This window comes from Enterobacter cloacae complex sp. P14RS (assembly GCF_014895895.1).
Classification (GTDB): Bacteria; Pseudomonadota; Gammaproteobacteria; order Enterobacterales; family Enterobacteriaceae; genus Enterobacter; species Enterobacter bugandensis.
In genome coordinates this window covers 43,490-66,181 of record NZ_JADBQM010000019.1, presented here as the reverse complement: position 1 = coordinate 66,181, position 22,692 = coordinate 43,490, and the positions used below count along the sequence as shown (strand labels likewise).

Genomic DNA, 22,692 nt, shown 5'->3' with positions numbered 1-22,692 from the left:
GGGGATGCCACAAAAAATAACCAATCCGTAACAATTACAGAATGGCTTTGACGCTCTCCGCCAGCGGTGTGGTCGGGCGGCCAATCAGCTTGCTCAGGGTACAGCTGTCGTCAAACAGGCCGCCTTTGGACGCGCCCACGTCGGAGTCCGCCAGCATATCCGCCAGCCCGGCGGGTAAACCCACGCTCTTCAATGCGGCTGCAAAGTCCGCTTCGCTCAGGTTTTGATACGCCACAGGTTTACCGCTCTGCTTGCTCAGTTCCGCCGCCAGCTCGCTCAATGTCCAGCCGTGGTCGCCTGCCAGTTCGTATACCTTGCCCGCATGACCCTCTTCAGCGATCACTTTGGCTGCCGCTGCGGCATAATCTGCGCGGGTGGCAGAGGCAATTTTGCCTTCGCCTGCGGCACCAATGAATACGCCGTGTTCCAGCGCAGGCGGCGCGCTCGCCAGGTAGTTTTCGGTGTACCAGCCGTTGCGCAGCAGGGCGTATGGCACGCCAGATTCTGCCAGCGCTTTCTCGGTTTCGACATGTTCAACGTGCAGACCCAGCGGTGATTTATCCGCGTGCAGCAGGCTGGTGTAGGCGATAAATTTCACGCCTGCCGCTTTGGCGGCGTTGATAACGTTCTGGTGCTGGGTCGCGCGCTGGCCCACTTCGCTGGAGGAGATTAGCAGCAGCTTTTCCACGCCGCTCAGCGCGGCAGTAAAGGCGGCCTTATCGGTGTAATCCGCCTGACGAACCACAATACCCTGGTTGCTTAACGCTTCAGCTTTCGCCGGGTTACGAACAATGGCAACAATCTGGTTTGCTGGAACGGTTTTCAGCAGTACTTCAATAACGTGCTGGCCAAGCTGGCCGGTAGCGCCGGTAATCGCGATCATGATAAATCTCCTTCGTGTTTGTCTGGTGTTGTGGCACACTATCACCATAGCTAACTTTTAGTAAGTACGTACAAAAAGGTAAGTATGAAAAAAACGATCCCAACGCTCAGCGAGCAAATGCGCGATGGCAATCTCTTCGCGGAACAGTGCCCTTCACGGGAGGTGCTTAAACACGTTACCAGCCGCTGGGGCGTGCTGATCCTGCTGGCTCTGCGCGGAGGAACGCACCGTTTTAGCGAGCTGCGCCATAAAATGGGCGGGGTGAGCGAAAAGATGCTGTCCCAGTCGCTTCAGGCGCTGGAGCAGGACGGGTTTGTCGATCGCGTGTCGTATCCGGTCGTGCCGCCGCACGTCGAGTATAGCCTGACACCGATGGGCATTGAGGTGAGCGAGAAAGTCGCCGCGCTGGCGGACTGGATTGAAGTCAATACGCCGAAGGTGATGGCGAATCGGGATGAGCGTGCGGCGTAAAAGCCGGGTGGCGGTTTCGCCTTACCCGGCACAATCACCGCTACCTGCTCAAATCCACCTGATAAATCGCGAACCCGATATCATCCGTCGCAACCTTCTTCATCGGATACTGCGCCTTATCCTTAATAAACGCGGCTGCCTTATCGGACGGTGACGTTTCAAAGCGGATATCCAGTTTCGCATCGCTGTGGATTGGCGCAAGACGCCAGTTGTTATCCACCGCCGGGTGAATTTCGCCCGCCTTCTTCGACTCCGCGCCGATCCACGCCGCCAGCACCGAGCGGTTCTCGTCCGGCGAGGCAAAGGCGATGTGGCTATCTCCCGTACCGGCAAACTTACCGCCGTAGGCACGGTAGTTATTGGTTACCACCAGGAAGGTGGCATTCGGGTCGATCGCCTTGCCGTTGAACGTCAGGTTTTTGATGCGTTCGGCCTGCGGGTTAATCGCCTGGCACTCGCCGTCATATTTCGCCGGCTGGGTGACGTCAATCTGGTAATTTACGCCGTCGATCACGTCGAAGTTGTAGGTGCGGAAGCCGTCCCAGTTAATCAGCGGCTGTGGTTTACTGCTCTTCGGGTCGATCTGGTTAAACTGTCCGGCGGAGCACTCCAGCCACTCCTTCACCTCTTTCCCCGTGGCTTTAACCACCACCAGGGTATTCGGGTAGAGATAGAGATCGGCGGCGTTACGGAAGGTGAGCTGGCCTTTTTCGACCTCAACATAGCTTGCCGGGTCGTTCTTGCGTCCGCCCACTTTGAATGGCGCAGCGGCAGACAGCACCGGCAGTTTTGCCAGATCCGGATCGCCCTGAACAAAGTGTTCGGCATAGGCTTTCTGGGCCATGTTGACCACCTGAACGGTCGGATCGTCCTGCACCAGCGCCAGGAAGCTGTACATATTGTCGGCGGATTTGCCGATCGGCTTGCTGACGAATTCGCGGGTGGCGTCGTGGTCGTGCTTCAGCACGTCGACCAGCTTTTTATCTTCACCTGCCAGGGATTTTTTAGCCGCCGCGTCGTAAATTGGGCGCGCTTCGGCTTTTGACTGCGTCACCTTCCAGCTGCCGCTGTCGTTATTTAGCACCAGATCCACCACGCCAAGGTGGTCGCCCCACATGCCCGGCATCACCGACGGCACGCCGTTGAGCGTCCCTTTCTCGATATCCGCCCCTTTAATGCTGGCAAAATCTTTGCCCGGGAAAACGGCGTGAGCGTGGCCGAACAGGATCGCGTCAACGCCCGGGACTTCGCTCAGATAATAAACGGAGTTCTCCGCCATGGCCTGGTACGGGTCGGCTGACAGGCCTGAGTGAGCCACCACGACAACGACATCCGCGCCTTTCGCGCGCATTTCCGGCACGTACTTGCGCGCGGTTTCGGTAATGTCATTAACGGTCACTTTGCCGTCGAGGTTGGCTTTATCCCAGGTCATGATCTGCGGCGGTACGAAGCCGATATAGCCGATTTTCAGCGTCTGCTTTTTACCGTCCCGATCGACAACTTCACTCTCTTTAATCAGGTATGGGGTAAAGAGCGGCTTTTGCGTCTTAACGTCGATGATATTGGCGTTAACGTACGGGAACTTCGCGCCGGCCAGCGCATCGTGCAGGTATTTCAGGCCGTAGTTGAATTCGTGGTTGCCCAGGTTGCCGACGGCATAGTCCAGCGTGTTCATCGCTTTATAAACGGGATGGATCTCGCCTTTCTTCAGACCTTTCGCCGCCATGTAGTCGCCGAGCGGGCTGCCCTGAATGAGATCGCCGTTGTCCACCAGCACGCTATTTTTGACTTCACCCCGCGCGGCGTTGATCAAACTTGCTGTACGTACCAGTCCGAATTTTTCCGTAGGGGTATCTTTGTAGTAATCGAAGTCCATCATATTGCTGTGCAGATCGGTCGTTTCCAGAATACGCAGATCTACCGTCGCCGCCTGCACGCTCGCTGCAATCAGCGTCGCCAGAAGCGTTGCACTAAACTTAATCATCAGAGGAGTCCTTTTTTCGATCCGTTCCACAAAAGAGTATGTATCTATCGTTTGTTGCTTACAGAAATGTGAATCCTGACAGAAAAAAGCGACCTGAAACCGGAATTGCTTCACAGATAGCGGAATTGTTCACATTACGATATAACTAAAACAAAGAGTTAACCTCACTGCGTTAACAAAGAGGTGGAAAATGCTAGATAAGATTTGTCAGCTCGCACGGGATGCGGGAGATGCCATCATGCAGGTGTATGACGGTGTTAAACCGATGGAGGTCGTCAGCAAGGCGGACGACTCCCCGGTCACGGCGGCCGATATCGCGGCGCATAAGGTGATCCTGCAAGGTCTGCAGACCTTAACGCCGGATATCCCCGTTCTGTCTGAAGAAGCGCCGCAAAGCTGGGACGAGCGCAAGCACTGGCAGCGCTACTGGCTGGTCGATCCGCTGGACGGGACAAAAGAGTTCATCAAGCGCAACGGTGAGTTCACCGTCAATATTGCCCTGATTGAGAAGGGTAAAGCGGTGCTCGGCGTGGTCTACGCGCCGGTAATGAAGGTGATGTACAGCGCCGCAGAAGGGAAGGCCTGGAAGGAGGAGTGCGGCGTACGCAAGCAGATCCAGGTGCGCGATGCCCGTCCACCGCTGGTGGTGATTAGCCGCTCGCACAGCGACAGCGAGCTGGAGGAATACCTGCAACAGCTGGGTGAACACCAGACCACCTCGATTGGCTCGTCGCTGAAATTCTGCCTGGTGGCGGAAGGTCAGGCGCAGCTGTATCCGCGCTTTGGGCCAACCAACGTCTGGGATACCGCGGCAGGCCATGCCGTTGCCGCGGCCGCCGGGGCGCATGTCCATGACTGGCAGGGCAAGCCGCTGGACTATACCCCGCGCGAATCATTCCTCAACCCCGGCTTCCGCGTCTCTCTTTACTGAGCCAGCAGTTTGTGCAGCAGGGCGACAACCTGCTGCACCTCTTCCTGAGTTAACGCGCCGTCTTTCACCCACTGCACGCGGCCGTCCTTATCCAGCACGACAATCGCGGAGCTCTCTTCCTCAAGCTGCCAGGCCTTACGCGTCACGCCGTTGCTGTCGACGATAAACTGCGACCACGGGTAGAGCTTTTTATTGCTCTCAAGGCTTGAACGCACAAACATCCCGGAGCCAGGAATGGCATCATCGGTGTTCACAATCGTGGTGGTCTGGTAGCGGCCATGAGGGAATTTTGCGGCCTTGATCGCCTCCACGAGGTTGGCATTCTTCTCTTTTGCGGATGTACGACCGGCAATATGTTGTACAACTCTCACTTTGCCCGCGAGCTGCGCGCTATTCCAGGCTTTATAGCTAAACTTATCATTGTCGAGAATCAATTCTCCCCGGTCAGCAATGCCGACTGGCGGTACACGTTGTCCTTTTTCAATGCTGTGAGCGGAAGCCCACAGGGGCAGCAGCAGGCAGGCTGCCGCAAGGATGTTACGTAGGGTCATGGCGTTTCCTTATTGTTTGCAGGTGATCCGACCACTTGGTCATACGCTTTTAATCATAAGTGCGATCAATGTGGTTTTCCCGCAATCCGAGTGCCAGTTTGCGGGTGAACGCACATATCCATGAAAAAACGACGGCTTATACTGCTCTCTATCACGCTTTGCAAAGATTATTCTGAATAATTGTAATCAAACGGTAAATAAACTTATGCACACTGGGTAACACCGTAGTTCTGGTCTATAGTCATTGGGCATCAAAATTTGCGCTCAGGACAGTCGGGCCGATTGTGGCACCGCAAGAGCGTATGATTCGCAGGAGATACAAGAATGAAAATTTTCCAACGCTACAACCCGCTTCAGGTGGCGAAGTACGTGAAGATCCTGTTCCGTGGACGGTTGTACATCAAGGATGTTGGCGCTTTTGAGTTTGATAAGGGCAAGATCCTTGTCCCAAAAGTGAAGGACAAACAGCACCTGTCTGTGATGTCCGAAGTCAACCGTCAGGTTATGCGTCTGCAAACTGAGATGGCTTAACCAACGTGCTATGCAGTAAGTAGTTAAAAAGACGGCTCCCGATGGGAGCCGTTGATGTTTGTGGGGGCAGGAACGTTACGCCGACACCTTCTCTTCCGCGTCCGGCAGCTTCGGCACCAGTACGGTCGGCTTATTGTCAATACGCGTCACCAGCAGCTGGTCGATGCGATAGTTATCAATATCCACCACCTCAAACTTGTAGCCGGAGAACTTCACCGAGTCGGTGCGTTTCGGGATTTTACGCAGCATAAACATCATAAAGCCGCCGATGGTTTCGTAGTTACCGGACTGCGGGAACTCGTCGATATCCAGCACGCGCATGACGTCTTCAATCGGCGTACCGCCGTCGATCAGCCATGAATTATCGTCACGCTGAACAATCTGCTCTTCCAGTCCCTGGCCAACCAGGTCTCCCATCAGCGTGGTCATCACGTCGTTCAGTGTGATGATACCCACCACCAGCGCGTATTCATTCATGATCACCGCGAAGTCTTCCCCGGCGGTTTTGAAACTTTCCAGCGCTTCGGAGAGCGTCAGGGTGTCCGGCACAATCAGGGTATTGCGGATCTGCACGCCGCTGTTCAGCGCCAGGCTCTGGTTTGCCAGCACGCGGTTCAGCAGGTCTTTGGAGTCGACGTAACCGATGATGTGGTCGATATCTTCATTACAGACCAGGAACTTGGAGTGAGGATGCTGCGCTACTTTGTTCTTCAGGCTCTGCTCATCTTCATGTAAATCGAACCAGATAATGTTTTCACGGCCCGTCATGGAAGAGGGCACGGTACGGGATTCCAGTTCAAATACGTTCTCAATCAGCTCGTGTTCCTGCTTACGCAGCACCCCGGCCAGCGCGCCGGCTTCCACCACCGCATAAATGTCGTCAGAGGTGATGTCGTCTTTACGCACCATTGGCAGCTTAAAGATGCGGAAAATCACGTTCGCCAGGCCGTTGAAGAACCACACCAGCGGACGAAACACGTACAGACAGAAGCGCATCGGGTTGATGATACGCAAAGCTACAGCTTCTGGCGCAATCATACCGATGCGTTTCGGGGTCAGGTCTGCAAAGAGGATGAACAGGCCGGTTACCAGCGAGAAGGAGAGAATAAAGCTCAGCTGTTCGGCAAGCTCAGCGGACATGTATTTGACAAAGAGGCTATAAAACGCTGGAGAAAAGGCCGCATCGCCCACGATACCGCCGAGAATGGCGACCGCGTTAAGGCCAATCTGCACCACGGTGAAGAACATGCCGGGGTTTTCCTGCATTTTCAGGATGCGGGTGGCATTGATGTTGCCCTCGTCGGCAAGCAGCTTAAGTTTGATTTTGCGGGACGCGGCCAGCGAGATCTCAGATATCGAGAAAAATGCACTGACGGCAATAAGACAAAGTATTACTAAAATACTGTTTAACATAGTTTATCCGGCTTCTCGCCAGATCCTCAGAAGGGGAGTTGATACCATTTGTGTGAAAACACGTAGAACGTCAGCTCGTAGCGTTGAGCCGATTATTTCAGCGGTAGTATAGCGTAAAGAGATGTAAATCTGCCAGAGGTCACATTTTTGGCATAAAACAGACCGGACAGCGTGCGCTGTCCGGTACGGGTGACGATTTAACGGTTAATAATCAGGCCAGCTGTGGCGGCAGGCAGACGCCGATGCCCCCGATGCCGCAGTAGCCGTACGGGTTTTTGTGCAGATACTGCTGATGATCGTCCTCGGCATAGTAGAACGGCTTCGCGGTGGCGATTTCCGTGGTCACCTCGCGCGTATCGCCTGCTTCACGCATGGCCTGCTGGAAACGCTCAAGGCTGGCGCGCGCGGCGGCGTCCTGCTCAGGCGTGAGCGGATAAATGGCCGAGCGATACTGTGTGCCGTGGTCGTTGCCCTGACGCATGCCCTGCGCCGGGTCGTGGTTTTCCCAGAAGACCTGCAGGAGCTGTTCGTAGCTGATGACCGTCGGGTCATATACCACGCGTACCGCTTCCGCATGGCCGGTTTCGCCGGAGCAGACTTCGCGGTAGGTTGGATTCGGCGTATAACCGCCCGTGTAGCCGGCCGCGGTGCTGTAAACGCCGGGCAACTGCCAGAAGAGGCGTTCAACGCCCCAGAAGCAGCCCATGGCGAACAGGGCGATTTCCATTCCATCAGGAACGTTGGTCATTGAATGGTTATTGACGGCGTGTAAGGTCGCCACAGGCATAGGGGTGTTGCGTCCCGGTAATGCATCAGCTTGTGAAACCAGATGCTTCTTGTCGAATAAACTCACGATGGGGCCTCCCGGGGTGCGATGTTTCGGTTAAGGTTGTCACGAAGCGTTTAATTGAACACAATAAATGCGCTGAATGAGACTAGATTTAATCATAAGAAATATTTGGGTGTTACACCCGTTTTCAACCCACGTTTTGGGTTTTTGGCTTCCGGGCCGTATTTTGCCGCACGGCGGCGCTTCATTTGCTTCCAGGGTGGAAAAGGGATATTCAGGAGAAAACGTGACAAAAATCCGCCAGTTATGTTTAGTCAGTGTATTGCTGACAAGCGGGGTTGCCAGCGCGGCGAATGTCCGTTTGCAGGTTGAGGGGTTATCCGGGACGCTGGAAAAAAACGTGCGTGCGCAGCTGTCGACCATCCAGAGCGATGAGGTGACGCCGGACCGGCGTTTTCGCGCGCGCGTGGATGACGCGATCCGTGAAGGGCTAAAAGCGCTGGGGTATTACGAACCCACCATTGATTTCGATCTTCGCCCGCCGCCAAAGAAGGGGCGGCAGGTGCTTATTGCCCGCGTCTCGCCGGGCGAGCCGGTGCTGATTGGCGGCACGAACGTCATCCTGCGCGGCGGCGCGCGTACCGACCGCGACTACCTGGACCTGCTCAGCACGCGACCGAAAATCGGCACCGTGCTCAACCACGGTGACTACGACCACTTCAAAAAAGAGCTGACGAGTGTCTCCCTGCGCAAGGGCTACTTCGACAGCCAGTTCAATAAAAGCCAGCTGGGCATCGCGCTGGAGCGACGTCAGGCCTTCTGGGATATTGACTACGACAGCGGTGAGCGCTACCGCTTTGGCGATGTAACGTTTGAAGGTTCGCAAATTCGTGAAGAGTATCTGCAAAACCTCGTGCCGTTTAAAAAAGGCGACTACTACCAGTCGAGCGATCTTGCGGAGCTGAACCGTCGCCTCTCCGCTACCGGCTGGTTTAACTCCGTGGTTGTCGCACCGGAATTTGATAAGTCTAGAAAAACCAAGGTGTTGCCGCTGCATGGCGTTGTCTCGCCGCGCACCGAGAACACCATTGAGACCGGTGTTGGCTACTCGACAGACGTCGGTCCGCGCGTGAAGACCTCCTGGAAAAAGCCGTGGATGAACTCCTACGGCCACAGCCTGACCACCAGCGCCAGCATTTCCGCACCGGAACAGCAGCTGGATTTCAGCTATAAAATACCGCTGCTGAAAAACCCGCTTGAGCAATATTACCTGGTGCAGGGCGGCTTTAAGCGTACCGATTTGAACGATACCGAGCAGGACTCGACAACGCTTGCGGTTTCACGCTTCTGGGATCTCTCCAGCGGCTGGCAGCGCGCCATTAACCTGCGCTGGAGCCTTGATCACTTTACCCAGGCAAACGTCACCAACACCACTATGCTGCTTTATCCGGGCGTGATGATCAGCCGTACCCGCTCGCGCGGCGGCCTGATGCCAACCTGGGGTGATTCACAGCGGTACTCTATCGACTACTCCAATACGATGTGGGGCTCTGACGTCGACTTCACGGTGGTGCAGGCGCAAAACGTCTGGATCCGCACGCTGTATGACAAACACCGCTTTGTGATGCGCGGCAATCTCGGCTGGATTGAGACGGGTGATTTCGAGCGCGTTCCGCCGGACCTGCGCTTCTTCGCCGGGGGCGACCGCAGCATTCGCGGGTATAAGTACAAATCGATCTCACCTGAAAACGAAAAAGGCCAGCTGACCGGGGCATCCAAACTGGCGACCGGATCGCTGGAGTATCAGTACAACGTCAGCGGCAAGTGGTGGGGCGCAATGTTTGTTGACGGTGGTGAAGCGGTGAACGATATCCGCCGCAGCGATTTCAAAACCGGTGCAGGCGTGGGCGTACGCTGGCAGTCACCCGTCGGACCCATCAAGCTCGACTTCGCCGTGCCGGTGGGCGACAAAGATGAACACGGATTACAGTTTTACATCGGTCTGGGGCCTGAATTATGAGTTTATGGAAGAAAATAAGCCTCGGGGTGCTGATTTTTATCGTGCTGCTGCTCGGAACGGTGGCGTTTCTGGTGGGAACGACGACCGGGCTGCATCTGCTGTTTAACGCCGCGAACCGTTGGGTGCCGGGGCTGGAAATTGGTCAGGTAACGGGCGGCTGGCGAGACCTGCGTCTGAAGAACATCCGCTACGAGCAGCCGGGCGTGGCGGTCAACGCCGGGGAATTCCATCTCGCGGTGAAGCTGGGCTGCCTGCGGGATAGCAAGCTCTGCGTGAACGATCTGTCGCTAAAAGACGTCAACGTGGCGATAGACTCAAAGAAAATGCCGAAGTCTGCGCCGGTTGAGGAAGAGGACAGCGGCCCGCTGAATCTCTCCACGCCGTACCCGATTGCGCTCTATCGGGTGGCGCTCGATAACGTCAATATCAAAATCGACGACACCACCGTTTCGGTGATGGATTTCACCTCCGGCCTGCGCTGGCAGGAGAAAAACCTCACCCTGACGCCTACATCGCTGCAGGGTTTACTCATCGCGCTGCCGAAAGTGGCCGACGTGGCGCAGGAAGAGATCGTCGAGCCGAAGATCCAGAACCCGCAGCCGGAAGAGAAGCCGCTGGGCGAAACGCTGAAAGAACTCTTCTCGAAGCCTGTCCTGCCTGAAATGACCGACGTGCATCTGCCGCTGAACCTCAACATTGAGGAGTTCAAAGGCGAACAGCTGCGCCTGACCGGCGACACCGATCTGACGGTCTTTAACATGCTGCTGAAAGTCAGCAGCATTGACGGCAACATGAAGCTCGACGCGCTGGATATCGACACCAACCAGGGCTCGGTGAACGCGTCAGGCAACGCCCTGCTGCGCGACAGCTGGCCGGTGGATATCACCCTCAATAGCGCCCTGAATATCGACCCGCTGAAGGGCGAAAAAGTGAAGGTTAAAGTGGGCGGGGCGCTGCGCGAGAAGCTGGATATCGGGGTGAATCTCTCCGGCCCGGTAGACATGGCCCTGCGCGCGCAAACCCAGCTGGCGGAAGCCGGGCTGCCGCTCAATCTGGAGGTTGTCAGCAAGCAGCTTTACTGGCCGTTTACCGGCGAAAAACAGTATCAGGCCGACGATCTGAAGCTGAAGCTGAGCGGCAAGATGACCGACTACACGCTCTCGTTCCGCACTGCGGTGAAGGGGCAGGGCGTGCCGCCCGCGACCATCACGCTGGATGCAAAAGGCAACGAACAGCAGGTTAACCTCGACAAGCTGACCGTCGCGGCGCTGGAAGGCAAAACGGAACTGACCGCGCTGCTCGACTGGCAGCAGGCGATCAGCTGGCGCGGCGAGCTGAAGCTGACGGGAATTAACACCGCCAAAGAGGTGCCGGACTGGCCGTCGAAGCTGGACGGGCTGATCAAAACCCGCGGCAGCCTCTACGGCGGCACGTGGCAGATGGACGTGCCGGAAATCAAGCTCACCGGGAACGTGAAGCAGAACAAGGTGAACGTTGAAGGCTCGGTGAAGGGCAACAGCTACCTGCAGTGGATTATCCCGGGACTGCACGTGGCGCTGGGCCGCAACACGGCGGATATCAAAGGCGAGCTGGGGGTAAAAGATCTCAATCTTGACGCCACCATCGACGCGCCGAATCTGGATAACGCCCTGCCGGGTCTGGGCGGTACGGCGAAAGGACTCCTGAAAGTGCGCGGCACCGTGGACGCGCCGCAGCTGCTGGCAGATATCACCGCCAACAATCTGCGCTGGCAGGAGCTGAGCGTTGCCCGCGTCCGCGTGGAAGGGGATGTGAAATCCACCGATCAGATCGGCGGCAACCTGAACCTGCGCGTGGAGCGCATTTCCCAGCCGGACGTGAACATTAGCCTGGTGACTCTGGACGCCAAAGGGAACGAGAAGCAGCACGACCTCCAGCTGCGCGTGCAGGGCGAGCCCGTCTCCGGCCAGCTTCACCTGACCGGCAGCTTCGACCGGAAGGAAACGCGCTGGAAAGGAACGCTGGACAACACCCGCTTCAACACTCCGGTGGGGCCGCTGACGCTCTCGCGCTCCATTGCGCTGGACTACCGCAACGCCGAGCAGAAGATCAGCATCGGGCCTCACTGCTGGACCAACCCGAACGCGGAGCTGTGCGTGCCGCAGACCATTGATGCGGGGGCGGAAGGGCGCGCGCAGATCAACCTGAACCGCTTCGATCTGGCGATGCTGAAACCGTTTATGCCGGACACCACGCAGGCCAGCGGCGTCTTCAGCGGGAAAGCCGATGTCGCCTGGGATACCACCAAAGAGGGGCTGCCGCAGGGCAGCGTCACGCTTTCCGGGCGTAACGTGAAGGTAACGCAGGAGGTGAACGATGCGACGCTGCCGGTGGCCTTCGACACCCTGAATGTGAGTGCAGACCTGCATAACAACCGTGCGGAGCTGGGGTGGCTTATCCGTCTGACCAACAACGGCCAGATGGACGGGCAGATACAGATTACCGATCCGCAGGGGCGGCGCAATCTGGGCGGCAACGTCAATATTCGTAACTTCAACCTGGCGATGGTCAACCCGATCTTCGCCCGCGGGGAAAAAGCCGAGGGCATGGTGAATGCCAACCTGCGCCTGGCGGGCAACGCGCAAAGCCCTCAGCTGTTCGGTCAGCTGCGTCTCAGCGGTGTGGATATCGACGGTAACTTCATGCCGTTTGATATGCAGCCCAGCCAGATTGCGATGAACTTCAACGGCATGAGCTCGACGCTGAACGGCTCGGTATTAACTCAGCAGGGGCAAATCAACCTGAGCGGCGACGCGGACTGGAGCCAGCTCGACAACTGGCGCGCCCGTATTGCCGCGAAAGGCAGTAAGGTGCGCATCACCGTACCGCCAATGGTGCGCCTGGACGTCTCGCCGGACGTGGTCTTTGAGGCGACGCCAAGCCTCTTCACCCTGGATGGCCGCGTGGACGTGCCGTGGGCGCGTATCGTGGTTCACGAGGTGCCGGAAAGCGCGGTTGGCGTCTCCAGTGATGAAGTTATGCTCAATGAAAATCTGAAACCTGCCGAAGAGAAGAGCGCTGGCATACCGATTAATAGTAACCTTATCGTGCACGTGGGAAATAACGTGCGGTTGGATGCGTTTGGGCTGAAGGCGAGGCTCACGGGCGACCTGAAAGTGGCGCAGGATAAACAAGGGCTTGGCCTCAACGGGCAGATCAATATTCCTGAAGGGCGTTTCCATGCCTATGGTCAGGATCTGATTGTCCGTAAAGGCGAGCTGCTGTTCTCCGGCCCACCGGATCAACCATTGTTGAACATCGAAGCGATTCGTAACCCGGAAGCGACGGAAAACGACGTCATTGCTGGCGTACGCGTCACCGGCTCTGCCGACGAACCGAAGGCGGAGATCTTCTCCGACCCGGCGATGTCGCAGCAGGAAGCCCTCTCTTATCTGCTGCGCGGACAAGGTCTGGACAGCGGACAAAGCGACAGTGCGGCGATGACCTCAATGTTGGTCGGTCTGGGGGTTGCACAAAGTGGGCAGGTTGTGGGTAAAATCGGCGAGACGTTCGGCGTAAGCAATCTGGCGCTGGACACCCAGGGCGTGGGTGACTCCTCGCAGGTGGTGGTCAGCGGCTATGTACTGCCGGGTCTGCAGGTAAAATATGGTGTGGGGATCTTTGACTCACTGGCAACACTCACGTTACGCTATCGCCTGATGCCTAAGCTATATCTGGAAGCAGTGTCCGGCGTAGACCAGGCACTTGATCTGCTCTATCAGTTTGAGTTTTAGCAATGCGAATATTTGTCTACGGCAGTTTACGAACCAGGCAAGGCAACAGTCACTGGATGACCAATGCCCAGCTACTGGGGAATTACAATATCGAGAACTACCAGTTGTACAGCCTGGGCCACTATCCAGGCGCGGTTCCCGGCGAAGGAACAGTACAGGGTGAAGTTTATCGTATTGATAATGCTACACTTGCCGAACTTGATGCCTTGCGCACCAGGGGCGGTGAATACGCTCGCCAGTTGATCCAGACACCGTACGGAAGCGCGTGGATGTATGTCTACCAGCGTCCGGTCGACGGGTTAACGCGGATTGTAAGCGGTAACTGGTTAGACAGAGACCAGTACTGAAAAACGACAACGCCACCGTGAGGTGGCGTTGTTTTTTTCACTTTCAATTCTCTTCTGTATCCCTGCGTCGGGTTAAAAAAAGAGGAACGAACAGCATGATGTATGGGGCAATAAGCCATAAAAAACACAAGGCGCGTGAACGGCCATAGTAGTTTATGCATCGCGTATTGCTTGATATGACGGGCAGGAAAAACAGTAAAAACAGCAAAATCGCATAATCGCTTCGATAAGGGATCCATAAGTAAAACAAAAACCAGGCAAGTTGGAATGTCAGGATGCAGAGATACTGCCATTTGCTGTCTTTGCCGTAACAGTCAAACGCCTTTATGTAGCCCATCTTTATGCTTTGAAGAAAGAAACTTAGCATGTATAACGCTCACGATCGCGACGGTCAGAAGCGTGCTCGTCAGCAACGCTCCTAAAAAATAGCTGTGGGTGATATCAGTAGCACCCGAGCTTAAAGTATGTAATTTACTATATCCTCTATCTACTGCAACAAAAAGCGTATATAGCCCGATGTTAATACAGAACTGAAGCAGACAAGAAGTGGCAATATTCGCTGGAATTCTTTTTAATAGAGTGAGTAACGTATAAATAATACTTGCTGAAAGAGCGAAGTAAAGCCCGTTAAATAAACTGGATAGTAAGGAGCTGTTTATTTCGCTGAATATTAAATTATCGCTTCCATAATACCATGCCAGATATTGAGTATACGTACTTCTGCCAAAGATAAAGGAGGCAATAATAATGACGAGTAGACTTACGATATGGATTTTCTTACTCATAATTTTGCTCCCTTAGAAAGCAGTTCCTTCATCGTTTTACTGGCCTCCAGCTGATCTTTGATTATGGCAAGGTCACGATTGTTGTGATTATATTTTGCAATAGCGGTTGGCGTTCCTTTACCACCATTGTCCATAAAGAAGACAATATCCTTACGACCATAAAGAAGGACCTGTGGGATGGGATCACGCCCATAGCTCACCGCCTGAGGAAGGGAGTGAATAGACTCTGTCGTGAGGAAGCGAGGAATATTTTCATGCTCAATATTGCCTAAAGGTGTAGTGGCAACAAGAGAGCCGATAAAATCAGTCGTATACACTAACGCATCTGTATCTTTGGTCGTTACTTTCGAGCCCGTAAGATATTTTATCTGTTGCCAAAGTGTAATATCTTTTGGGGTAACCTTAACACCATCCATAAACATATCTTGCTTGCGTTTTAGCTGAATGACAGTGCGGTGTACCTGTGTCAAAGAGGGGCTGATTTCCCCAACGGAAGGCATAAGTCCATCGCGGGAATATAGCCTTTCAATAATAAAGTAAATTCCAGTTGGGCGGGCAACATCAATGTTAATGGATGACATATGAATCCTGTAATCAATGGGGATTAATGCTCATTATGACAGTATGTGATTAATTGACAGCCTATTCAACCACTCCCACCATAAATGAGAGGGTGTCTTTGTTGTATTAACATGAAAGCCAAAGGGAATGGGATTTATCTTAAAAGCTAATGTATGCTGCTTTTAACAAAGATAAAAAAAGCCCCAGTATGCGGGGCTTTCATCAATCGACAGTAAGAATTACTTCTTAGCAGCGCGTTCGAAGGAGGCGATGATTTCTGCTTTCGCCGCTTCTGCGTTGTCCCAGCCGTCAACCTTAACCCATTTACCTTTTTCGAGGTCTTTGTAGTGCTCGAAGAAGTGGGCGATCTGCGCTTTCAGCAGCTCTGGCAGGTCATTCACATCTTTAATGTGATCGTACTCTTTGCTCAGCTTGGTGTGCGGTACCGCAACCAGCTTCGCATCTTCACCCGCTTCGTCAGTCATCTTCAGCACGCCAACAGGACGGCAGCGAATGACGGAGCCTGGCTGCAGTGGGTATGGCGTTGGAACCAGCACGTCAACCGGGTCACCGTCCAGAGACAGGGTGTGGTTGATGTAGCCGTAGTTGCACGGATAGAACATGGCAGTAGACATGAAACGGTCAACGAACAGCGCACCGGTGTCTTTGTCGATTTCGTATTTGATTGGATCTGCGTTGGCCGGGATTTCAATAACAACGTAGATGTCTTCTGGCAGTTCTTTACCCGCTGGGACGTTGAGTAAGCTCATGTCGGTGTCCTTTAAAATGGATGGTAAACAAGTGGCAGGTATTATAGCCAACTCACGCTGAATGTCTCCGCCTCTTTTCGCTTTCTCTCCCCGCAAGCTCCACTTTTCAGACCGTTTCCATGACAGGAAAATCCATAAACTCAGCCGCATTTTTAATGGTGAAATGAAAGCGATTACAAACTTGTGATTAACATTTTATTCACTTTCCTGAAGTGTGATGTAACGCAATTCGTTACATATTTCATTGGCTATAGTCATTTCGCAGAACATCTTTTAACCAACAATAAACACCCCTACGAGGACGCTCATATGTGGAAGCGCTTACTTCTTGTCACAGCAGTTTCGGCAGCCATGTCGTCTATGGCGATGGCCGCTCCCTTAACCGTAGGTTTTTCGCAAGTTGGCTCTGAATCCGGCTGGCGTGCGGCGGAAACCAACGTTGCGAAAAGCGAGGCTCAGAAACGCGGCATCACCCTGAAAATCGCCGATGGTCAGCAAAAGCAGGAAAACCAGATCAAAGCCGTGCGCTCGTTTATCGCCCAGGGCGTGGATGCCATCTTTATTGCACCAGTGGTGGCGACCGGCTGGGAACCGGTTCTGAAGGAAGCGAAAGACGCTGAAATTCCGGTCTTCCTGCTCGACCGTTCCATCGATGTTAAAGACAAATCTCTCTATATGACCACCGTCACCGCTAATAACGTGCTTGAAGGGCAGTTAATTGGCGACTGGCTGATTAAACAGGTCGACGGCAAGCCGTGTAACGTCGTTGAACTGCAGGGCACCGTCGGTGCGAGCGTGGCCATCGACCGTAAGAAAGGCTTTGCTGAGGCCATTGCCAAAGCGCCAAACATCAAGATTATCCGCTCCCAGTCCGGCGACTTTACCCGCAGTAAGGGTAAAGAGGTCATGGAGAGCTTTATCAAGGCTGAAAACAACGGCAAGAATATCTGCATGGTTTACGCCCACAACGATGACATGGCGATCGGGGCGATTCAGGCGATTAAAGAAGCGGGCCTGAAGCCGGGCAAAGATATCCTCACCGGCTCTATCGACGGCGTGCCGGACATCTACAAAGCGATGATCGACGGTGAAGCCAATGCCAGCGTCGAGCTGACGCCGAACATGGCGGGCCCGGCATTCGACGCGCTGGAGAAATTCAAGAAAGACGGCACGATGCCTGAGAAGGTGACCGTCACCAAGTCCACGCTCTACCTGCCTGATACAGCGAAAGAAGAGTTAGAGAAGAAGAAAAATATGGGCTACTGATCCAGTGAAATTGCCGGGTGGCGCTGCGCTTACCCGGCCTACGGGAACGTGCCGGGGACGTGAATATGAAAACTGAACAACACCAGGAAATCCTCCGCACAGAGGGCTTGAGTAAATTCTTCCCCGGCGTAAAGGCGCTGGATAGCGTTGATTTCAGCCTGCGGCGCGGTGAGATCATGGCGCTGCTGGGCGAGAACGGCGCGGGAAAATCGACGCTGATTAAATCGCTGACCGGCGTTTATCACGCCGATCGCGGCACCATCTGGCTGGAAGGCAACGCCATTTCGCCAAAAAATACCGCCCACGCCCAGCAGCTGGGGATCGGGACGGTTTACCAGGAAGTGAACCTGCTGCCGAATATGTCGGTGGCAGATAACCTGTTTATTGGTCGCGAGCCACGCCGCTTTGGCCTGCTGCGCCGAAAAGAGATGGAGGCGCGCGCCACGAAGCTGATGGAGTCCTACGGCTTCTCCCTCGACGTTCGCGAGCCGCTGAACCGCTTTTCCGTGGCGATGCAGCAGATCGTCGCCATCTGTCGCGCGATCGATCTCTCTGCGAAGGTGCTGATCCTCGATGAACCCACCGCCAGCCTCGATACCCAGGAAGTGGAGATGCTCTTCACCCTGATGCGCCAGCTGCGCGATCAGGGCGTGAGCCTGATCTTCGTCACGCACTTCCTCGATCAGGTGTATGAGGTGAGCGACCGCATTACGGTGCTGCGCAACGGCAGCTTTGTCGGCTGCCGCGAAACCCGCGAGCTGCCGCAGATCGAGCTGGTGAAAATGATGCTGGGCCGCGAGCTGGAAACCAACGCGCTCCAGCGCGCGGGCCGCACGTTGCTGAGCGAAAACCCGGTTGCCGCGTTCAGCGATTACGGCAAGAAAGGCGTGATATCGCCGTTTAACCTTGAGGTGCGTCCCGGCGAAATTGTCGGGCTGGCGGGCCTGCTGGGCTCGGGCCGAACCGAAACCGCCGAGGTGATCTTCGGGATCAAGCCTGCCGACAGCGGCACCGCGCTGATCAAGGGCAAACCGCAAACCCTGCGATCGCCGCATCAGGCCTCCTGTCTGGGCGTTGGCTTCTGCCCGGAAGACCGGAAAACGGACGGCATCATTGCCGCCGCCTCGGTGCGGGAAAATATCATCCTGGCCCTGCAGGCCCAGCGCGGCTGGCTACGCCCGATCCCCCGTAAAGAGCAAAACGCCATCGCCGAGCGCTTTATCCGCCAGCTCGGCATCCGCACCCCGAGCGCGGAACAGCCGATTGAATTTCTCTCCGGCGGTAACCAGCAGAAGGTGCTGCTCTCCCGCTGGCTGCTGACCAAACCGCAGTTCCTGATCCTTGACGAGCCGACGCGCGGTATCGACGTGGGCGCGCACGCCGAAATTATCCGGCTTATCGAAACGCTCTGTGCGGACGGGCTGGCCCTGCTGGTTATCTCATCCGAGCTGGAGGAGCTGGTGGGCTATGCCGATCGCGTCATCATCATGCGCGATCGCAAACAGGTGGCAGAGATCCCGCTGGATAAACTGTCCGTTCCGGCAATCATGAATGCCATCGCGGCGTAAGGAGTGAATCGTGATGTCCCGTTCGCTTTCGCAAACCGGTGAGTCAAAGCGCCGCTTTAGCTGGCCAACCGGCACGCCGCAAATTGCAGCGCTGCTGGTGGTGCTGCTGGTAGATAGCCTTGTCGCACCGCATTTCTTCCAGATTATTGTTCAGGATGGCCGCCTGTTTGGCAGCCCGATCGATATTTTAAACCGCGCCGCGCCCGTGGCGCTGCTGGCGATTGGGATGACGCTGGTGATCGCCACCGGCGGAATAGATCTCTCCGTCGGCGCGGTGATGGCTATCGCCGGGGCCACGGCAGCCTCCATGACCGTGGCCGGTCACAGCCTGCCGGTGGTACTGCTGGCGGCCTTAGGCACCGGCGTGCTGGCCGGACTATGGAACGGCATTCTGGTGGCGGTGCTGAAAATTCAGCCCTTTGTCGCTACGCTGATCCTGATGGTGGCCGGGCGCGGGGTCGCACAGCTGATCACCTCGGGGCAGATTGTTACCTTCAACTCTCCGAGCCTGGCATGGCTTGGCAGCGGTAACCTTCTGTTCTTCCCGACGCCAGTGATTATTGCCCTGGTCACGCTTATTGTCTTTTGGCTCTTCACCCGCAAAACGGCGCTCGGCATGTTTATTGAGGCGGTGGGGATCAACATTCGCGCCGCGCGCAACGCCGGGGTCAACACCCGCCTGATGGTGATGCTGACCTACGTGCTGAGCGGCGTCTGCGCCGCCATTGCCGGTGTCATCGTCGCCGCCGATATTCGCGGGGCCGATGCCAATAACGCCGGACTCTGGCTGGAGCTGGATGCGATCCTCGCGGTGGTGATCGGCGGCGGGTCGCTGATGGGCGGGCGCTTTAACCTGCTGCTCTCGGTGATCGGCGCGCTGATCATTCAGGGCATGAACACCGGGATCCTGCTCTCGGGATTCCAGCCGGAACTCAACCAGGTGGTAAAAGCGGTAGTTGTACTCTGCGTGCTGATCGTCCAGTCGCCGCGCTTTGTCAGCATCATTAAGGGGATCCGTGGCCATGATAAAACGTAATTTACCGTTAATGATCACGCTGGGCGTGTTTGTGCTGGGGTATCTCTACTGCCTCACGCAGTTCCCCGGTTTTGCCTCAACGCGCGTGATCTGCAACATTCTGACGGACAACGCCTTTTTAGGCATTATCGCCGTCGGCATGACCTTTGTGATCCTCTCCGGCGGGATCGATCTGTCCGTCGGCTCGGTGATCGCATTCACGGGGGTATTCCTCGCGAAGGCGATCGGTTTCTGGGGCATCTCGCCGCTGGTGGCGTTTCCGCTGGTGCTAGTGATGGGCTGCGCGTTTGGCGCCTTTATGGGGCTTCTGATCGACGCGCTGAAAATTCCGGCCTTTATCATCACGCTGGCCGGGATGTTTTTCCTGCGCGGCGTAAGTTATCTGGTGTCGGAGGAGTCGATTCCGATTAACCATCCGGTGTATGACACGCTCTCCAGCCTGGCGTGGAAAATTCCCGGCGGCGGTCGCCTGAGCGCGATGGGGCTGCTGATGCTGGGCGTGGTGGTGATTGGCATTTTCCTCGCCCACCGCACCCGGTTCGGCAATCAGGTATACGCCATTGGCGGCAACGCCACGTCGGCCAACCTGATGGGGATCTCGACCCGCAGCACCACCATCCGCATCTATATGCTTTCGACCGGCCTGGCAACGCTGGCGGGTATTGTCTTCTCGGTGTATACCCAGGCGGGCTATGCCCTTGCAGGCGTCGGCGTGGAACTGGATGCGATTGCTTCTGTGGTTATCGGCGGCACGCTGCTCAGCGGCGGGGTAGGGACGGTGCTGGGGACGCTGTTCGGCGTCGCGATTCAGGGGCTGATACAAACCTATATCAACTTTGACGGCACGCTCAGCTCGTGGTGGACGAAGATCGCCATCGGCATTCTGCTGTTTATTTTTATTGCCCTGCAGCGGGGGCTGACGGTGCTCTGGGAGAACCGTCAAAGCTCGCCTGTTACCCGCGTAAACACATCGGTAACAGAGCGATAACACACTGAATTTGCTTAAAGTCTAAACATTTTCCGGTAGCGGCCGATAATCTTCTTTTATGCCCAGAAATATCTCGCTACCGGAAATAATATCATGCTTAAAACGCTATCGATTCGTACCGGCTTGCTCTCTTTACTGGCCGTTATGACCCTTCTGCTGCTGATTGTCAGCGGCATCGGCATTTATGCCCTCACACAGAGTTCTTCCTCACTGCAGCGCATTAATCACCTTCAGGGTGAGCAGATGGTGCAGCTGAACACCGGCTATACGCTGATCCTGCGCGCACGCAATGAGGCGGGTCAGGCCGTCCGCATGATGGAAATCGGCATGCTGGACGATGCGGCCAAAGCGGTAAAAAACATCAATCAGGAAGTCGCCCTGGCCCGGAAAACGTTAAAAGGCGTGATTGACGGCGGCGTGGCTGACGAACAGGGGCAGCAGCTCCTCGACAAAGTCGCGGCCAGCCTGGCGACGTATAACCAGCAGGGGATCGGCCCGATGCTGAAAACCCTGAATGACCAGAGTGCAGACAGCTATTACGATCTGCTGGAGAACACGCTGATTCCGGTGGCGAAGCAGTTCGATAACGACATGCAGGCGTTTCAGAAATGGAGCGAAGCGCGAGGTCAGGCGGAAGTGCGTGCCGTACAGGCGAGTAAAACCCGCGTGCTGATCCTGATTATTGTCGCTGCGCTGCTGACGGCGGGCATTATCGCGCTCGCCTGGCTGGCGCTGCGCCATATGCTGCTCAAGCCGCTCTCGGCGTCGATTGCTCAGCTGGAGAACGTGGCAGCAGGCGATTTAACCCACACGCTGAATGCCCCGGCGAGCCAGGAGTTTAACCGCCTCAACGCGGCGATAGAGGAGATGCGTCAGTCGCTGATGAGCTCGGTTCTGCGGGTTCGCGATGCCAGCTCGCAAATTGATACCGGCAGCCGCGAGCTGACGGCGGGGAACCGGGATCTTGCCGAGCGCACCGAATCCACCGCCACGTCGCTGGAGCAGACCGCCGCCAGCATGGAGCAGATCACCGCCACGGTGAAGCTTAACGCCGACAACGCCGAGCAGGCGCACCAGCTGGCGAAGTCTGTTTCCGACACCGCCGATCACGGCAGCGAAATGGTCTGCTACGTGATTGAAAAAATGCGCGATATCTCCGGCAGTTCGGCGCGCATCGCCGACATCCTGAGCGTGATTGACGGTATTGCCTTCCAGACCAACATTCTGGCGCTTAACGCCTCCGTGGAAGCGGCGCGCGCGGGCGAGCAGGGGCGCGGGTTTGCCGTGGTCGCGGGTGAAGTCCGCAACCTTGCCAGCCGCAGCGCCGACGCGGCGAAAGAGATCCGCTCTCTGATCGGCGATTCGCAGGCCCACGTTAACGAGGGCAGCGAGCTGGCCCAGCAGGCGGGTGAAACGATGGATGAGATTGCCACCGAAGTGCTGCGCATGACCAAACTGATGCGCGAAATTGCCACCGCGTCTCAGGAGCAGAGCCGCGGCATCGAGCAGGTGAATATTGCGGTGAACCAGATGGATGAAACCGCGCAGCAGAATGCGGCGCTGGTGCAGCAATCCTCCGCCGCGACCCGCTCCCTTGAGGAGCAGTCGCGTCAGCTGATGGAAGCCATGTCATCATTCAAAGTGACGGCTCAGACTGCGGCATAATATTTCCCAGCCCCGGAGCGTTCTGTGCCGGGGCTTTATTTCTCGCGGAATTTACCGCCGCAATATTATCGTGAATATCACCCATTAATAATTCCAGCGAGTTGGTTAACGCTAACGCTTTTTCAGTCGGCTCGAGATATAAACCTTTGCGAAAAAATAACGGCTCATCAAACAGTTGATTAAAACGCTTCAACGCCAGGCTCACCGCAGGACGGGACATCTCCAGGCGCAAAGAGGCTTTTGCCATACTGCCGCAGCGGACGGCTTCAATAAATACAGGGATAAGATTTAAATCAATGCCGGTATTAGCCCGGGAATAATTTTTCATTGCAATTCTGCTCCAGGAAATAAATGTCAAA

General features: G+C 55.7%; 20 protein-coding genes. 11 read left to right on the top strand and 9 right to left on the bottom strand.

All coding sequences use genetic code 11. The features are described 5' to 3' along the window. Window positions 1–34 precede the first annotated feature (34 nt). A complete protein-coding gene (locus IM295_RS15040) occupies window positions 35–883 on the bottom strand; it encodes an SDR family oxidoreductase (RefSeq protein WP_193066890.1) in 849 nt (282 codons plus the stop codon). An 84-nt stretch (window positions 884–967) separates the two neighbouring features. Between IM295_RS15040 and IM295_RS15035 the strand changes: the two genes are divergently transcribed. Beyond that, window positions 968–1,354, top strand: coding sequence for a helix-turn-helix domain-containing protein (locus IM295_RS15035; protein WP_028015279.1), 387 nt, complete (start codon window positions 968–970; stop codon window positions 1,352–1,354). 40 nt (window positions 1,355–1,394) lie between these two features. Here IM295_RS15035 and IM295_RS15030 read toward each other — a convergent pair whose 3' ends face one another. Then, window positions 1,395–3,338: a bifunctional 2',3'-cyclic-nucleotide 2'-phosphodiesterase/3'-nucleotidase gene (locus IM295_RS15030; protein WP_193066889.1), complete on the bottom strand. Its 1,944-nt coding sequence runs from the start codon at window positions 3,336–3,338 to the stop codon at window positions 1,395–1,397. A 190-nt stretch (window positions 3,339–3,528) separates the two neighbouring features. Here IM295_RS15030 and cysQ point away from each other — a divergent pair, with 190 nt between their 5' ends. Further along, the gene (gene cysQ / locus IM295_RS15025; protein WP_193066888.1) at window positions 3,529–4,269 is read left to right on the top strand and encodes a 3'(2'),5'-bisphosphate nucleotidase CysQ; all 741 of its coding nucleotides are present in this window, start codon (window positions 3,529–3,531) and stop codon (window positions 4,267–4,269) included. Here the strand turns inward: cysQ and IM295_RS15020 are convergent. Then, window positions 4,263–4,820 carry a YtfJ family protein gene (locus IM295_RS15020; RefSeq protein ID WP_193066887.1) on the bottom strand — a complete coding sequence of 186 codons (558 nt, stop codon included), beginning with the start codon at window positions 4,818–4,820 and terminating at the stop codon, window positions 4,263–4,265. The two genes, cysQ and IM295_RS15020, sit on opposite strands and share 7 nt — an antisense overlap. A 324-nt stretch (window positions 4,821–5,144) precedes the next feature. Here IM295_RS15020 and IM295_RS15015 point away from each other — a divergent pair, with 324 nt between their 5' ends. Continuing rightward, window positions 5,145–5,351, top strand: a complete 207-nt coding sequence (locus IM295_RS15015; RefSeq protein WP_008501430.1) for a DUF1107 domain-containing protein — start codon at window positions 5,145–5,147, stop codon at window positions 5,349–5,351. 75 nt (window positions 5,352–5,426) lie between these two features. Here the strand turns inward: IM295_RS15015 and IM295_RS15010 are convergent, their stop codons facing one another. Continuing rightward, window positions 5,427–6,764 (bottom strand): hemolysin family protein, encoded by a 1,338-nt coding sequence (locus tag IM295_RS15010; protein ID WP_028015283.1) that lies wholly within the window; start codon window positions 6,762–6,764, stop codon window positions 5,427–5,429. 211 nt (window positions 6,765–6,975) lie between these two features. After that, window positions 6,976–7,617 (bottom strand): peptide-methionine (S)-S-oxide reductase MsrA, encoded by a 642-nt coding sequence (gene msrA / locus IM295_RS15005; RefSeq protein WP_028015284.1) that lies wholly within the window; start codon window positions 7,615–7,617, stop codon window positions 6,976–6,978. Between the two features lie 223 nt (window positions 7,618–7,840). On the opposite strand from msrA, the gene tamA reads away from it, so the two are divergent. The 3 genes from tamA to IM295_RS14990 are packed head-to-tail and all read left to right on the top strand — an operon-like array spanning window position 7,841 to window position 13,694. Beyond that, window positions 7,841–9,574: an autotransporter assembly complex protein TamA gene (gene tamA / locus IM295_RS15000; protein WP_045259622.1), complete on the top strand. Its 1,734-nt coding sequence runs from the start codon at window positions 7,841–7,843 to the stop codon at window positions 9,572–9,574. Next, window positions 9,571–13,347 (top strand): autotransporter assembly complex protein TamB, encoded by a 3,777-nt coding sequence (tamB, locus tag IM295_RS14995; protein ID WP_193066886.1) that lies wholly within the window; start codon window positions 9,571–9,573, stop codon window positions 13,345–13,347. The genes tamA and tamB overlap by 4 nt, the downstream gene beginning before the upstream one ends. Window positions 13,348–13,349: 2 nt before the next feature. Beyond that, entirely contained in the window at window positions 13,350–13,694 is a 345-nt protein-coding gene (locus IM295_RS14990; protein ID WP_008501424.1) for a gamma-glutamylcyclotransferase, read from the top strand. A gap of 314 nt (window positions 13,695–14,008) precedes the next feature. On the opposite strand, the gene IM295_RS14985 is transcribed toward IM295_RS14990, so the two are convergent. From IM295_RS14985 to ppa, 3 genes are all read right to left on the bottom strand, one after another. After that, the gene (locus IM295_RS14985; RefSeq protein WP_193066885.1) at window positions 14,009–14,479 is read right to left on the bottom strand and encodes a hypothetical protein; all 471 of its coding nucleotides are present in this window, start codon (window positions 14,477–14,479) and stop codon (window positions 14,009–14,011) included. Continuing rightward, complete coding sequence (locus IM295_RS14980) at window positions 14,476–15,060, bottom strand: hypothetical protein (protein WP_193066884.1); 585 nt, start codon at window positions 15,058–15,060, stop codon at window positions 14,476–14,478. Before IM295_RS14980 ends, IM295_RS14985 begins: the two co-directional genes overlap by 4 nt. 219 nt (window positions 15,061–15,279) lie before the next feature. Beyond that, window positions 15,280–15,810, bottom strand: coding sequence for an inorganic diphosphatase (gene ppa, locus IM295_RS14975; protein ID WP_041911466.1), 531 nt, complete (start codon window positions 15,808–15,810; stop codon window positions 15,280–15,282). A 309-nt stretch (window positions 15,811–16,119) separates the two neighbouring features. Here ppa and ytfQ point away from each other — a divergent pair, with 309 nt between their 5' ends. The 5 genes from ytfQ (at window position 16,120) to IM295_RS14950 (ending at window position 22,333) form a co-directional block, all read left to right on the top strand. Continuing rightward, the gene (ytfQ, locus tag IM295_RS14970; RefSeq protein WP_021240696.1) at window positions 16,120–17,076 is read left to right on the top strand and encodes a galactofuranose ABC transporter substrate-binding protein YtfQ; all 957 of its coding nucleotides are present in this window, start codon (window positions 16,120–16,122) and stop codon (window positions 17,074–17,076) included. A gap of 65 nt (window positions 17,077–17,141) precedes the next feature. After that, window positions 17,142–18,644: a galactofuranose ABC transporter, ATP-binding protein YtfR gene (gene ytfR / locus IM295_RS14965; RefSeq protein WP_193066883.1), complete on the top strand. Its 1,503-nt coding sequence runs from the start codon at window positions 17,142–17,144 to the stop codon at window positions 18,642–18,644. A 10-nt stretch (window positions 18,645–18,654) separates the two neighbouring features. After that, window positions 18,655–19,680 carry a galactofuranose ABC transporter, ATP-binding protein YtfT gene (gene ytfT, locus IM295_RS14960; protein WP_162268710.1) on the top strand — a complete coding sequence of 342 codons (1,026 nt, stop codon included), beginning with the start codon at window positions 18,655–18,657 and terminating at the stop codon, window positions 19,678–19,680. Beyond that, on the top strand, window positions 19,667–20,668 hold the full coding sequence (yjfF, locus tag IM295_RS14955) for a galactofuranose ABC transporter, permease protein YjfF (RefSeq protein ID WP_021240694.1): 1,002 nt from the start codon (window positions 19,667–19,669) through the stop codon (window positions 20,666–20,668). Before ytfT ends, yjfF begins: the two co-directional genes overlap by 14 nt. 93 nt (window positions 20,669–20,761) lie before the next feature. After that, the gene (locus tag IM295_RS14950) at window positions 20,762–22,333 is read left to right on the top strand and encodes a methyl-accepting chemotaxis protein (protein WP_049138562.1); all 1,572 of its coding nucleotides are present in this window, start codon (window positions 20,762–20,764) and stop codon (window positions 22,331–22,333) included. Here the strand turns inward: IM295_RS14950 and IM295_RS14945 are convergent. Continuing rightward, window positions 22,305–22,661, bottom strand: coding sequence for a LysR family transcriptional regulator (locus tag IM295_RS14945; protein ID WP_193066882.1), 357 nt, complete (start codon window positions 22,659–22,661; stop codon window positions 22,305–22,307). The genes IM295_RS14950 and IM295_RS14945 overlap by 29 nt on opposite strands. Between the last annotated feature and the right edge of the window lie 31 nt (window positions 22,662–22,692).